This window comes from Corynebacterium sp. ES2715-CONJ3, from assembly GCF_024814365.1.
Classification (GTDB): domain Bacteria; phylum Actinomycetota; class Actinomycetes; order Mycobacteriales; family Mycobacteriaceae; genus Corynebacterium.
This window is the reverse complement of sequence record NZ_JANUXS010000006.1, coordinates 117,004-129,981: the sequence shown is the minus strand read 5'-3', so window position 1 is coordinate 129,981 and position 12,978 is coordinate 117,004. Positions and strand designations below refer to the sequence as shown.

Sequence of the window (12,978 nt, the reverse complement as noted above, 5' to 3'; positions counted from 1 at the left end):
CCCGACGAGATCCCAGGCGCCTTAATTGCTTCACCGACGTCCTATGAGGGCGTCCTCTGGGGCGATTCTCTCCTTGATATCCCCTCAAACCCGCGCACTGCTTTGACCGAACCAGTACTCAGCGCTCACGAAAAGAAATCGAGCTTGAATTTGGCGGGATGGCAAGTGATCGAGGTCGATCGGTCCACGAGAGCCGAGGATGAAGTCCAGTTTTCTAGCACCGACGAGGCGCTCCTATACCCCATCACCAAAAACACAGTATTCAAGGCACAGTGGCGCACCACTGACCAGGTCACCCCAACCAACCAGGCTACGGCAACTTTTAGCGCTAATCCTGAGCGTGGGCTAGTAGACGGCGCACGCTCTCAGCTCTATGCCGTTGACAAAGGTTCTTCTTTGGGTAGAAGTAATATCGCGATTCCAACGGTAGTTCCTCGCGAGGGTTACGTATTCAGGGGCTGGTATACCAACGAGGCAACAGAAGAAATCACCTACGGCTATCAGATCGCTCAGCGACCACTTGTTGGTAATACCACGTTCTACGCCAAACTGGCCCCTCTGAATGAGTGAATTGCTGGCCGCACTCATGCATCGTCTCTCACCGTGGGCTCTTACACTGACTGCTCTGGCCCTGGGCGTCGCCTCAGTTGTTGGTCCGTGGATTGCTCGCTTCATCCAATCCATCTTCGGTATGTCAGGCCAGCACGCACACCACGACAACCAGCCTGAATTCCTAAAGGAATGGGACCGTGGCATCGGTCACGTCGGTGAAGATCTTAATCGTGCCTTTGCTCCACTGCGTGCCGAGATGGATCGGATCATTACACTGCTTCGACTCGAAGCTGAAAAAGCCGCTCCCGTTGCTGGCCCACTCGCGCTTCTGGGCATAGTCGGAGTCATAGCCGCGTGGTACGGCCACTATTTCCGCACTATCCAGGATTGCGCTTCCCAGAGGGCGCCATTAGAACGAATCTGGTTCCAGAAGAACTATTACCAGGCCCGGTTAGGCCTCCCGTTACGCGCTCGGCCTAGATCACGCTCGTGATCTAGGCCGAGTTTCTCGCAGGGCCACGAGTCTCGAACCTGCACCCGTAAAATACGGATCCCGACTGCGCCACGCCTCAGATACTTACTTTGAAGCTGGGGGGCACGAAAGGACTGTACTAAACAAATTCAAACGATCGCAGTAGCACCAGCACAACAACTACCGACCCCGGAACACTCAAAACGAAAAACAAACGTTCACAGTTGAAAGCCGTTGGGAAAGCACAACACAAATCTGCGCGCCGAATCCACCTAGCCGGTTAATGAGCTGATGTGGTAACGCAGATAGTCGAAAGTCGACTCTCGATGCAGAACTAATAACTTAGATAGGTGTCTAGTTAGACAATAAGTCAGCAGATTTCTTAAAGAGTTAGGAGGCAGTAGCTAGAAAATTGAATTCATACGATTCAACTCTCTGATCACCCGTTCAATAAGGTAGGCGTCCCAAACTTCATAACGATAGACTCAGTCCGAGCCCCCCCCTGAAGTACTACCTAAGCAATCAGTGACTCTTCGAGAAAGGAAGATAACTCGGCAAGACACTCCTAATGAGGGCTGATTGTCGAGGATGAGGCCATACTAGTGAACAGAATAAGATCGCGTTATTTCAGGTGAATAGGTCTCATGCCCGTGCTTGCTTTAAATGGATGTGATGACGTTGAGCTCAAAAGTCTACGAGAGCCACTAGATCTGAGCCTCCTCTGATGTTGAGCTTTTGCTGGATGCTACAGTAACGCCCACAGACAACGTCTCCGGGCAAAAAACTTATTGTTACTAAAACGCTAAGCCCGAATGCTTAATCTTTCCCCGGTGTTCAATAATCGAAAGTTCTGGACTCGATAGTGCAAAAACGATCATCCGCAGGCTCGTCCCCAATACTCTTGGAGACATTCCCTTGAGTTCGGGCAACCTTCAGGATGAAGAGACATTTAGCTGAAATGGAGCTTTCGATGTCGCGATGTGATATCCGACTGTCTTGCCGTTACAGGCATCACATAACACTCATCGACGAGTGTCCGAGTCTTTCCAAACCGACAACTAGGTTGCCGCAATTCGGTTCCAAGGAATCAGGCAGCTGCTATCAAACTGAGATACAACATGTGATCTTTCGCCAATATGAGTAATTTTATTGGCACCGCAGCTTCTATCCGTCTAACCAGATAAATAATATAATTTTAAATTGGCGGGAATAATGAGAGATGAGAAGCAGACATGGAAAAACTCCACTTACACTAGCTCAAAGGATGGGCACCCACGTCAAGAATCAACAGCTCGATATTTGCGCATTCGAACGGCTTATCTAGGATCGACGCTATGGTGACGAACAATATAGAGAGAGAAATTAAATTTGCGGTCTCGGAGACGATGCCAAATCCGCCCTTAGATCAAATCCCTGGGGTCAGCGATATCCTAGAAACAAGAACTTACAACCTATCAGCCATATATTTCGACACGGAGGATTTTCTGCTATTCAAAAATCGTATAACCTTACGGTACCGCTCAGGTGGTAAAGATGATGGCTGGACTCTGAAACTGCCCGGTGAGAGCGGCCGAGTCGAGATTCACTCCACCGAGGCCTACGAGGAAGGCGTTCCCCGCAAACTTACCGAGTACGTAGATTCAATAACCTTAAATCAGAATTTCATAGCTATAGCTCGCATCGAGAATGAGCGCCACGAAACTGTATTAGCCGATACAGAAGGTAAGACGATTCTGGAATTCTGTGACGACCACGTCTCTACGGAGAGGTTGACACCTAGAGATAAAAGGAAAAACTGGAGAGAGTGGGAGATTGAGCTGATAAGTCAGAAAGAGAATGACCTTAACGGTCGCAGTCTACTCGATGCGGCGGTTCAAACGCTTCAATCCGCTGGGGCACGCATCTCGCACAGTCCATCGAAGCTCGAAAATGCGCTCAGAGAAGGCTAAAAGCCGCCCGACTCGACATTTAGGACATCTCAACAGCCGAACCGTTCAGATAATATTTGCACGACCGTTCACTAACCGCATCACAGTAGTGCCCTGAATGCCTTATATAAAGGCTATAGCAGTTCTGACTGTAAACTCCACTTGGTCCATTCAATCTATCGAGGCTCTCGAGCTCGCTTCCGAGTTATCGAGTTCAGGGGTGACGGAGGCTACCGTGACAGTGTTTGCATCGCATACCAGTAATTACCTCACCAAACAATCGAGGTATCTCTACATACGGTAAGCGGATGTCCGGCTTTAGACAGTGGGACCTGCCATCTATAGTCACCCTTGGCTTAGGGAACAATTACATGAAAAGCCGACATTACTTTTCAAACCCGCCTCACGAAGTACAACCCAGCGCAAAGTCACCTACATCGCATTTTAGACCAATAGGTTGGTTGACAATGGTTCGGGGACATATAAGGCTAGTGCTTTTAGGAGGAACTCCACTCGTCGTTTTCTTGATCAGCTTCGTCCGCTGCCTTTGTTCGCTCGGCTGCGATCTCGAACGCGCGCTGAGCTTGTTTGCGTGATGAGTAGGGACCCATTCGGACACTAACACTCGATTGTTTCCCTAATTCAACCTGGCCGGTTACGGTATTGATATACCACTTATTTTCAGATTTTCCCATTTGGAGACCTTCCAATCCCGGTCGAACAAATTACCCTACCAGCAGTAACACCGACTGCCCCAGCAGTAGTCAATCCCTTGCCATCATGCTTTACTTATCTCTGAAAGAGTTAAGTCGATCGGCACTATCATAACGGACGCTGATACTAACTTGAAGGAGATCACTGTGACGCCAGTAGAATCTTTAGCGCACCATAACTCAAAATTGACCATCCAGGAAATTTCAGCTCTACACAACAACAGATGTCCAGGTACTTCTCAAAGAATTGCCAGTGCCCCCGCTACCTGGACGCTAATAGGAGACGGAATTGACCATTCGGGAGGCACAACCCTAGTGTCTGTGGTTCACCTCCGCACGGTAGTCGTGGCAAGTCCTCGCTTAGATGAACAAATCTCAGTGCATGTCTACAACCGTGAAGATACGAATTACGAGCTGGTTTCTTCTTGCTCTCCCGTCCACCTTGACCGCACTGCAACTAAGGGCCCCGTGACTTTCGCTTCACGCATGACCTCTATCGCGAACGCTTTAATCCAGCGCCAAATGCTGTCACGCGATACCCGCGGATTTGATATCACCGTTCTCAACGATATCCCTCAAGGCGCAGGTCTGGGTTCCAGGGCTGCAATAGATACCGCTTTTGCACTAGCGGTTGCTTTCCACAAGGAGGATCTGCATAACGCGCCAATCAGAGCTAAGCTGGCCGACATTCTCTACCATACGGCGGTAGCCTCAGGGGATTACTTCCCGCTCCGGGCGCGTTATACAGCCATGATCCGGGGACAGGCTGAAATGACTAATATCATCGACTATGGGGATTTCTCTGTCACTCAGGCAGCGCATCCCACCGAGCCCTCGACCCACACCCGCGCCATTGTGGTGATGGCACCAGAAGCACAGTGCGATGGTGCGGGCATTAAGCGCCGCGAGCTCTTTTTTGAACAGGCCACTAAGGCTTTCGCAGCGGAATCTCTACGTCTTCTCCCCGATGCCCAAACACGGGTTATGGATTGGCTCAGGGCAATCCACCGAGCCGGGGCGAAGGATCTGCTATCCCAGATCGACCCGATTCCCTCGTTATCAGAGGCTCGTAATTGGCTCCATTTTTATGCCACAGAACTGGAATTGGTGCAGCAGGCAACGGCTGCTTTGCGCTCGCGTCGCCTCCCCGAGATTTACCCTATCCTCACCTCTTCACAGCATGTGATGAGCGAAACTTTGAATATTCCACAAAGCGAGCGTTTACTCGCGGAATTACTGATGTCGCGCGGAGCTCTGGCTGCACGGGCGGCGCGAGCTGGGGTCTCCCCCGCTGTTATCGCGATTATTCCCGATCGGATCGTGGATAATATGGTGGCAGATCTTCGCGCCGATGGTTTATTCGTCTCGGTGATCGATGCCGGCCAACCAGCACGCCTTGAAAGATAAGAAAAGCGAAGGCGAATGAGTCGGCCTATAAGCCGGATTCTGTCCCGATATACTCGGGGGCGATCATCCATCTGGGCCCTCTATTGCTAGAGACCTCAAGCAGCTACCCCGCAGACTCGGAAGAAAGCTCCTGATTGCGCCTGCGGCAGGTACACCCTCCTATTACTAGGGATGATGCGCCCTTTTGCCTTGCTCCCGGTGGGGTTTACATAGCCATTTGTGTCACCACAGATGCTGGTGCGCTCTTACCGCACCCTTTCACCCTTACCGCCACGTCCATATATGCACGCAGCGGCGGTTTCCTTTCTGTTGCACTATCCCTCAGGTCACCCTGGGTTGCTGTTAGCAACCACCGTGCTTTCTTGGAGTCCGGACTTTCCTCGGCGCATCGTCTAATCTCACCCCATGAGGATGAGTAGATACGTTGCGCCGCGATCGCCTGGCCGGCTCATTCGCGATTCAAAATCTTACCCCATTGACTTAATTCTTTGAAAGATAAGACGTGTTATTGAATTCGCGCATACAGCGTGGCCCGTCCGAATAAAACTCCACAGTCGACAGCGATGCCAGATCTAGATATAAGTGATACACCATCGACGGAGCACCCCCAAGGACTGCCCTAATAATGGATTTAATAGGGGTGACATGGCTGACAATCACAACGGTATCACCAGCGTGCTCTGCTAGCACTTCATTAAGGCCGGCCATCACGCGCTCATAAGCTGTGCTAAGGGATTCTCCCCCGGGGGCTGCAATCTCTGGATTCCCCAGCCACGACTGGTGAAACTCAGGATCTTTATCGTGGGCTTCTGTAAAACTCAACCCATCAAAATCTCCAAAATCAAGCTCTACAAAGGCATCGACGGTGGTGACCTCTAGGCCGAGTTCCGCGGCTACCGCCTGGGCAGTCTCCTGGCAGCGTTTAAGGGGGGAGCTGATAATGGCGCTGATATCGTCTCGATTGCGGAGATACTGCGCAGCGGCGGCAGCCTGCTGGGCACCGGTCTCATCAAGGGGTGGATCGCTGCGACCCGAGTATCGCTTGTGCGCGGAATACTCAGTCTGCCCATGACGCAAAAGCAGGAGCCGTGTGGGCTGCGTGGTTGCGCCATTCCACCGAGGAGTTGCCCCTTGGAACTCTTTGTGATCGCTGCCATTAAGATGCTGATTCTCTTCAGCTGGCTGAGATATTGTGGGGGCTTGAGCTGCGGATGTTTCCGGTTTCACGGGGGAATTTGGGGGAAGATCCACGTCGAAGATCAGCTGAGAGCCCGCCTCAGGGATGACACTTGGTTTCCGGTCACGAGTCTTGGACTGAGCTGGCGCAGTCGGCTGCGAGTCTTTACCACGCTCGCCCTGAGTAGAACGAGCCGATGTTCCGGAGGATTTCAGGTGTGAGGTATCTGTATCCGGCTCCTGTGAAAAGGGCGAGCTAGGTTGCGGCGCAGCAGTATCACCTGTTGGTTTTCGGTCACCGCTCGACGCGAGAAAACCAACCGCAGCACCTTTGGCAAGGGCGTCCATGGCCTCATTTGCGAGGGCATCAGCGGCGGCATTGTCCTTGCGGGGCACCCATGTAAAAGTCACGCTCTTAAAAGACTTCATGACCCCGCGACACTTCAGGGCGAGCTCTTTCATATCGGGGTGCTTGATTTTCCAGCGCCCCGACATTTGCTCCACAATCAGTTTGGAATCGAGACGAAGATCTAAATCACTCGCCCCTAAGTCGCGAGCCGCTATGAGCCCATTGAGCAGGCCATAATATTCGGCAACATTATTAGTCGCTGTACCCACACAATAAGCAATGCGCTGTACTAGGTTGTTATCTGCGTCGTAGATGACGGTGCCCGCGCCGGCCACGCCCGGGTTTCCTCGCGAGCCTCCGTCGGAATAGATCACCAGCTTCATCTAGGCCCCTTGGATATTGCGGATGAGATAGGAGCCACAATCGGGGCATTGGGGGAGCTCATCGGCCGGGGTACGGCGGATCTCCGAGAGATCGGCAGGGGGCAGGATGATAAAGCACCCACCGCAACTGCGACCATTGAATTGGGCGGCGCCTACTCCATTCTCGAGGCGCTGCGCCTCGTATTCTGCAATAACATCGGCGGGGAGAGCCTGTCTAATCTCAGTAATGCGCGAGGCTCGATCGATAAGAGTGGTATCCTCACCTAGATTCTCAAGAGCCTTCTCAGCGTCTTCCACGCGTTTATCGGCGGCGGCGAGATCAGCACGACGAAGATCGATATTGGAGCGCAGCGCGTGGATGTGGTTGTGTGCTTCCTGGAGTTCTCCGGTGAGATCGGAGATTCGCGCATTAGAGGAATACAAGTCTTTTTCTAAGTCCTTGCGCAACTCCCTATCGGTTGCGGCAGAGAGCTGCCGTGCGGAGTCCTCCTTGCGGCGGCGCATCTTGCGCTCTTCTTCTTGGATACGCAGGATTTCCAATTCCATATCGTCGACAGCGAGCTGTGCTGCAGCGAGAGAATCACGAGCACGGCTGCGAATTTTCTTCGCAGCGTCTACTTCGCTTTGTTCTGCCGAGACCGCTGGAGCGATCCCGGTATCGCTAATGCGCTCAGCCGTGGCAAGTTCGAGGAGTAAGGGTTGCAGGTGGGATTCTAGTTTCACGGTTTGGTTTTGTCCTTGTGCCTTTTGGTCTAACTATCGAGTTCTCTTCTCACCCTAGCTTCGCACCTCATCACGGTGTGCGGTATGTCCACCCAAGTGCGATGGCCCGCTGTTGACGATTATCGGGGGAAAATCCGATCGTCATAAGCGCCAATACGATTAACAGCAGCGAATCACAATCGGAGATCGAGGTGGGCTGGAGTGTCTACAATTTTAAGGCTACTGCACATTGTTGAATCTGTAACTTCGTGCTGCGTATGCGCATGGGTTGCAGCCTTCAAATTCTGCTCCTCGCTTTATCACTGCACAGACAATTATGAGGCTATGACCAGCTTGCTACCCGGTAAGACAGTACAGGATTACCGTCGCTAACCGGTTGGGTGGGGGCCAAGGTTATTGGAGCCACAGTGTCCCTGCTTCGATTTCTGCCGCCGCGTTTTTATTTTCTCATGCGCTATGATGCGCCCACCCACAGTACGTGGAAATCTAAAGACCTTAAGAGATCTCGTAGGAAAGGAAAACTGGTGGGTCCTTAGGTATGCACAAATAAAAAGCTGCTCCTCCACTCTGAACATTCGAGAGCAGATTTCAGGGGATGAACTTGCGCCAGAACTTGAACAGTCTGCTATCCCGCGAAGATGAAGCGGTGCGAAGATTGAGGCTGGTAAAGGGATGGAGCGCATTTTCTACTATCTCTCCAGCCTCCACGTCCCAGGAGTAAAAAAGGGGGCCTTGGTAAGCCCCCCCCCTTTTTTCGCTTACGCGGCATCAAGCACCGCCAGTTCTCCACCGTAAGGTGCACATCCTGCACACCCGGTCTTGGGCTCCTTGGCCGTGAGTGCCTCCGCTGGTGGGTGCCTCTGATTGTGGGCCCTAGTGTTCCGGGTGTGCCGAGAGCGTCCACGGATCGGTCCGACAGTTTAAAACCTCTATATCAAGCTCGGGGTGGGCCTGGCGGAGGATCTCTTGCGCTTGTAAGGTCCAGGGGTATTCGCTAGCCCAGTGGGCGGTATCAATAACCAGCGGACCACCGGCACGCAGGTGCTCATCCACAGGGTGATGGCGCAGATCGCTCGTGAGATAAACATCTACGCCGAGTTGTCGCACCTTCTCTAAGAAACTATCGCCCGAGCCGGAGCTCACAGCGATCGTTTGCACCATGCGCTCTGGGTCACCTGCGGCTCTAATCCCCCACACCGTCTCAGGCAGTGCATTAGCAACCTGTTGCACGAAATCAGCAAAGCGCATGGGCTCTGGGAGCTCGCCGATTCTCCCCAGACCCGGCGCGCTATCGAGCTGCGTGGTGGGGGCTAGTGGGGTGATATCAAAGGCTGGCTCTTCATACGGGTGCGCGCTGCGGAGAGTGTCCATAAGGCGTGCGCGCAATCCTCGCGCGGCGACGAACTCAATGCGGACCTCCTTGAGGGTTTCTTTTTCTCCGGCGGTCCCGATCGTGGGGTTGGCATATGTGCCAGCCCGGAATTCTCCTTGCCCCTCCCATTGGAAGGCGCACTCGGTATAGCCACCAATTGCTCCGGCGCCTATGGCAAAAAGTGCTTCTTTTAAGTTTGTGGCATGCTCTGGGGGAATATGGACTCCCCATTTATCGAGGGAGTCGAGCTGCGGTGCAATGGGGCGCCCTGGGGTGATTCCCACCAGCTCGGCTAATTTGTCATTGACTCCGGGGCGAGCGCTATCGGCATTGGTATGGGCTGAGAAAAGAGCGCAGCCCGAGCGGATCAGTGCATGCACGATACGCCCTTTGGGAGTATGAGCGGCCACGGAGGTGACCCCGCGCATGAGGAGGGGGTGGTGGGTGATAATCAGGTCGGCGCCGCGCGCGATGGCTTGATCGACAACGTCATCGGTGCAGTCGAGGGCGAGGCATATAGTTTTCACTTCTGCTTCAAGGTCACCACATACCAGCCCGACGGCGTCCCAGCTTTCGGCAAGATGGGGCGGGTAGGCCTGATCGAGGGTGCGGATTATATCTTTAAGGTGCATCATATTCGCCTATATCTTTGGGGAGAAAACTATCTGTTTTTTGTCGAGCTGTTCCCACTCTAAGTGCCAATACTAAGAGCTAACAATCATATCGTCACCGCGGTCGGCTGTTATGCGAACCAACTGTGACCACGGGGCGCGCTTGAGGGGTTCGTATCTAGCAAGACCTCTTCGCGGAAGGCGGCTATCAGCTTTTCAACCTCGGAACTATCTCTGAGCGCTAACCGCCAATATCCTTGGTCAAGACCAGGGAAGCTCTCGCACCCTCTGATCGCGATTCCTCTTAAGCGAAGCCTTCTTCGTAGCTGCTCATTCCCCCCACGAACCAGCAGGAAGGGGGCGGAAGAGTTACTAGCTATGGTCAGACCCGCTGCTTCTAGCTGTGGAATCATTGCCGTGCGCTTGGCGCTCATCTCTGCACGAGCTAGCTCTAGATGACCCTGAGGTATCCCTATTTCAAAGACAGCGCGCGCCGCAGCGATCGCTAGGGAGCTCACCGGCCAATGGGCGCGCCGACGGCATAATTCCCGCAAGGTAGCGGGGTCAGCTATGAGGTAACCGACTCGTAGACCGGCGAGCCCCCAGGTTTTCGTTAGCGAGCGCGCCACGATCACTCGCCCTGGACCTGCTGCTGCTATAGCACCGACCATAGAGTATTCTTCGCTCACACAATCGAGGAAGGCTTCATCAACGACGAGCGTTCGGCCTGGCTTCCGCAGCGTGGCCAGCTGCGCCGGAGTAAGAACCTGGCCTGTTGGGTTCGTGGGGTTGCCAATAATCACCATATCGATGTGATCGGGAATCTCAGGCAGCTGATCAAAGGGGGGATCCACGATGAGCTGCTCTGGAATGTAGCCAGCGTCGATAAGCATGAGCTCGGGTTCGCAGAAGCCAGGGTGGATCACCGCTGGGTGCGCTGGTTTGAGGTGAGGTAGCATCGCGAAACCCTCGGAGGCGCCGCTTATTAACAGAATATGATCGGGTGGGACCTGATGATAATCAGCGATCAGTTCTTCCACTTTCGCTACCTCTGGGGCCGCTGGGTACCGGTGGATCTCCCCGAGCGCATCGATGAGTGCAGTGCGTAGCCATGGTGGTGGTGGCCCTGTGACATTGACCGCGAAATCGAGGTGGGCCCCGAGGGCGTCGGTATCGCCGTGGGTTCGAGAAAGCATGGCTACCACTTTAATAGCAGGAGAAAAATCTGTGGCACTATAGAGCGTATGGCCCTGCTGATCTTCGACGTCGACGGAACACTCATCGACTCCGCACCTGGGATTATCCACAGCGTGCGGCGTGCCCTTAATGATCTGGGGGTTCCAGACCCTGATGAGCAGTGGTTTCAGGATCTCCTCGGACCACAGATTAATGTCAGTTTTGCCCGTATCGGTTTAGGCGATGAGGCCGTAGGGCGGTTTCGGGGCTATTATCTCGACTCCGGCATCCAACACGCGTCGGTATACCCTGGCATCATCGACGTGCTCGAGGCTGCGCTAAATAAGGGGCATGTGCTGGTCACGGCGACTAATAAACCCCAGGCCACGGCTGAAAAATTTCTGCAGATTCATGGCCTCGCCGATTATTTTGCAGCGATTATTGGCTCCACCCCAGAGCGTGATTCCAAAGAAAAGGTCATTGCCCAGGCTCTTGCTAAATCGCGACCGGAAGAGACCACGCTTATGATTGGCGATCGGGACCACGATATTCTTGGCGCTCAGCTCAATGGGATTCCCGCTGCGGCCGCGACGTGGGGCTATGGGAGCGCTCACGAGTGGGAGCAGGCCCGCTATAAGTTAACCAGACCTGCTGATTTGAAAGGATTACTATGAGTTATCACATCACTGTGCTGTGCACGGGGAATATCTGCCGCTCCCCCATGGGCGACGTGATCTTAAACGATGCGATAACCACAGCGAACTTAAAAGATCTCGTTCGCGTGGACTCCTGCGGCACCGGCGGCTGGCATATCGGCCAGGGCGCCGATAAACGTGCAGTCGCCGAACTGAACAAGGCTGGATATGACGGCTCGCAGCATCGCGCCCAACAGTTTGGCGAGGACTTCGAGAACGCCGATCTCATCATAGCGATGGATCAATCCCATGTGGATTTCCTCAAAAACTACGGAGTGAATCCCTCTCGAGTACGCCTCCTGCGCAGCTTTGATCCCGATGCGGATTCCCTCGAGGTGGAGGACCCCTATTATGGTTATCCTTCGGATTTTGAGGTGGCCCGGGTGCAGATTGAACGGGCTGTTCCAGGTATCTTGAATTTCTTGCGTCACGAACTTGATCTCGACGAGTAGATCATGATGCGTTCTCGTCCCACCACCACTGGCATTAGGGCATTTCTTAGCCCCGGCTGGGTTATCACCACTCTCCTGGTCGTGGCATTTTCCTATGCGGCTTTTACCATTTTGTCCCCATGGCAGTTAAACAAAGACGCCATGATCGTCTCCCGCAATGCCCATATTGAACAAGCCTTCAAAGAGGCTCCGCAGCCTTATGAAGAAATCTTCGATGCCTCGGGGGCAATTACCAATGATCAAGAATGGATGCGGGTCAGTCTGACCGGGCATTATCTCCCCGATCAGGCGGTAACCCTACGGCTGCGGCCCGTAGGTGGCACCCCTGCGTACCACTCACTGACCCCTTTTCAGCTCGACTCCGGTCCAACAATCCTCATCAATCGAGGTTTTATCCCATCAAAGGCCGGATCAACCACAGTCATCCCGCCGGCACCCACCGGAGAAACCACGATTATTGCTCATGCTCGCACCAATGAATCTGTGCCCTCGACTCAGCCTATGACCTCGACTCAACCTATCCAGGTCTACGGCATTAATACTGCACAGATCGCTGAGCTTATTGGGGCTGATCTGGGGCGAGATTACGCGCAATTAGCTGAAGATCAGCCCGGTGGATTACAAACCATCCCCATCCCTAAGCTGGATCGAGGTAATCATCTCTCCTACGGTTTCCAGTGGATCGCCTTTGGGGTGATGGCCCCATTGGGTCTGGGGTATTTCATTCTCACGGAATCAAAAGAGCGTAGGCGGGCACGCGAGGAAGAAGAGCAGATGGCCCAATTGGCAAGCGATCATCCCAGTGGCCCCGACCCGCTACGTACAGATATACCGGCTGAAGACACCATAGAGAAGAACCAAGAGTCAAGCCTAGAGGACGCAATTGATAGAAAGATGCGCTCTCGCTACGGTGACCAGAAGCGCAACTACTACCAGCGCGATTACTGACAATACCAGCGACACGTGGGG

12 protein-coding genes and 1 other RNA gene are annotated in these 12,978 nt (G+C 53.5%); 7 read left to right on the top strand and 6 right to left on the bottom strand.

Annotation, left to right across the window (positions count from 1 at the left end; genetic code table 11):
• Positions 1-102 precede the first annotated feature (102 nt).
• The 3 genes from NXT00_RS08350 (at position 103) to NXT00_RS08340 (ending at position 2,973) form a co-directional block, all read left to right on the top strand.
• On the top strand, positions 103-570 hold the full coding sequence (locus NXT00_RS08350; RefSeq protein ID WP_259158707.1) for an InlB B-repeat-containing protein: 468 nt from the start codon (positions 103-105) through the stop codon (positions 568-570).
• Positions 563-1,045, top strand: a complete 483-nt coding sequence (locus NXT00_RS08345) for a hypothetical protein (protein ID WP_259158706.1) — start codon at positions 563-565, stop codon at positions 1,043-1,045. Before NXT00_RS08350 ends, NXT00_RS08345 begins: the two co-directional genes overlap by 8 nt.
• A gap of 1,313 nt (positions 1,046-2,358) precedes the next feature.
• Positions 2,359-2,973 carry a CYTH domain-containing protein gene (locus tag NXT00_RS08340; RefSeq protein WP_259158705.1) on the top strand — a complete coding sequence of 205 codons (615 nt, stop codon included), beginning with the start codon at positions 2,359-2,361 and terminating at the stop codon, positions 2,971-2,973.
• A gap of 476 nt (positions 2,974-3,449) precedes the next feature.
• On the opposite strand, the gene NXT00_RS08335 is transcribed toward NXT00_RS08340, so the two are convergent.
• Positions 3,450-3,647 (bottom strand): hypothetical protein, encoded by a 198-nt coding sequence (locus tag NXT00_RS08335; protein WP_259158704.1) that lies wholly within the window; start codon positions 3,645-3,647, stop codon positions 3,450-3,452.
• Positions 3,648-3,812: 165 nt separating this feature from the next.
• On the opposite strand from NXT00_RS08335, the gene NXT00_RS08330 reads away from it, so the two are divergent.
• Positions 3,813-5,072 (top strand): galactokinase family protein, encoded by a 1,260-nt coding sequence (locus NXT00_RS08330; RefSeq protein ID WP_259158703.1) that lies wholly within the window; start codon positions 3,813-3,815, stop codon positions 5,070-5,072.
• Positions 5,073-5,084: 12 nt separating this feature from the next.
• Here NXT00_RS08330 and rnpB read toward each other — a convergent pair.
• The 5 genes from rnpB to cobC all read right to left on the bottom strand — a co-directional run bounded on the left by rnpB (position 5,085) and on the right by cobC (position 10,882).
• Positions 5,085-5,523: RNase P RNA component class A (rnpB, locus tag NXT00_RS08325), an RNA gene on the bottom strand.
• A 29-nt stretch (positions 5,524-5,552) separates the two neighbouring features.
• Positions 5,553-6,980, bottom strand: coding sequence for a bifunctional RNase H/acid phosphatase (locus NXT00_RS08320; RefSeq protein ID WP_259080011.1), 1,428 nt, complete (start codon positions 6,978-6,980; stop codon positions 5,553-5,555).
• On the bottom strand, positions 6,981-7,703 hold the full coding sequence (locus NXT00_RS08315) for a zinc ribbon domain-containing protein (protein WP_259080009.1): 723 nt from the start codon (positions 7,701-7,703) through the stop codon (positions 6,981-6,983).
• 873 nt (positions 7,704-8,576) lie between these two features.
• On the bottom strand, positions 8,577-9,710 hold the full coding sequence (locus NXT00_RS08310) for a Nif3-like dinuclear metal center hexameric protein (RefSeq protein ID WP_259158702.1): 1,134 nt from the start codon (positions 9,708-9,710) through the stop codon (positions 8,577-8,579).
• Between the two features lie 107 nt (positions 9,711-9,817).
• The gene (gene cobC, locus NXT00_RS08305; protein WP_259158701.1) at positions 9,818-10,882 is read right to left on the bottom strand and encodes an Rv2231c family pyridoxal phosphate-dependent protein CobC; all 1,065 of its coding nucleotides are present in this window, start codon (positions 10,880-10,882) and stop codon (positions 9,818-9,820) included.
• Between the two features lie 48 nt (positions 10,883-10,930).
• On the opposite strand from cobC, the gene NXT00_RS08300 reads away from it, so the two are divergent.
• Genes NXT00_RS08300 through NXT00_RS08290 form a run of 3 tightly spaced genes read left to right on the top strand, consistent with a single transcriptional unit; the run spans position 10,931 to position 12,957 of the window.
• Positions 10,931-11,536, top strand: a complete 606-nt coding sequence (locus tag NXT00_RS08300) for an HAD-IA family hydrolase (protein WP_259158700.1) — start codon at positions 10,931-10,933, stop codon at positions 11,534-11,536.
• Positions 11,533-12,009 (top strand): low molecular weight protein-tyrosine-phosphatase, encoded by a 477-nt coding sequence (locus NXT00_RS08295; protein WP_259158699.1) that lies wholly within the window; start codon positions 11,533-11,535, stop codon positions 12,007-12,009. The genes NXT00_RS08300 and NXT00_RS08295 overlap by 4 nt, the downstream gene beginning before the upstream one ends.
• Before the next feature lie 3 nt (positions 12,010-12,012).
• Entirely contained in the window at positions 12,013-12,957 is a 945-nt protein-coding gene (locus tag NXT00_RS08290; RefSeq protein WP_259158698.1) for an SURF1 family protein, read from the top strand.
• The last annotated feature ends 21 nt before the right edge of the window (positions 12,958-12,978 follow it).

What these genes read in the sequence shown, in the direction of transcription:
- NXT00_RS08345 (WP_259158706.1), top strand. Translation starts at nt 563, where the DNA reads ATGAGTGAATTGCTGGCCGCACTCATGCATCGTCTCTCACCGTGGGCT.
- NXT00_RS08340 (WP_259158705.1), top strand. Translation starts at nt 2,359, where the DNA reads ATGGTGACGAACAATATAGAGAGAGAAATTAAATTTGCGGTCTCGGAG.
- NXT00_RS08335 (WP_259158704.1), bottom strand. Translation starts at nt 3,647, where the DNA reads ATGGGAAAATCTGAAAATAAGTGGTATATCAATACCGTAACCGGCCAG.
- NXT00_RS08320 (WP_259080011.1), bottom strand. Translation starts at nt 6,980, where the DNA reads ATGAAGCTGGTGATCTATTCCGACGGAGGCTCGCGAGGAAACCCGGGC.
- NXT00_RS08310 (WP_259158702.1), bottom strand. Translation starts at nt 9,710, where the DNA reads ATGATGCACCTTAAAGATATAATCCGCACCCTCGATCAGGCCTACCCG.
- cobC (WP_259158701.1), bottom strand. Translation starts at nt 10,882, where the DNA reads ATGCTTTCTCGAACCCACGGCGATACCGACGCCCTCGGGGCCCACCTC.
- NXT00_RS08300 (WP_259158700.1), top strand. Translation starts at nt 10,931, where the DNA reads ATGGCCCTGCTGATCTTCGACGTCGACGGAACACTCATCGACTCCGCA.
- NXT00_RS08295 (WP_259158699.1), top strand. Translation starts at nt 11,533, where the DNA reads ATGAGTTATCACATCACTGTGCTGTGCACGGGGAATATCTGCCGCTCC.
- NXT00_RS08290 (WP_259158698.1), top strand. Translation starts at nt 12,013, where the DNA reads ATGATGCGTTCTCGTCCCACCACCACTGGCATTAGGGCATTTCTTAGC.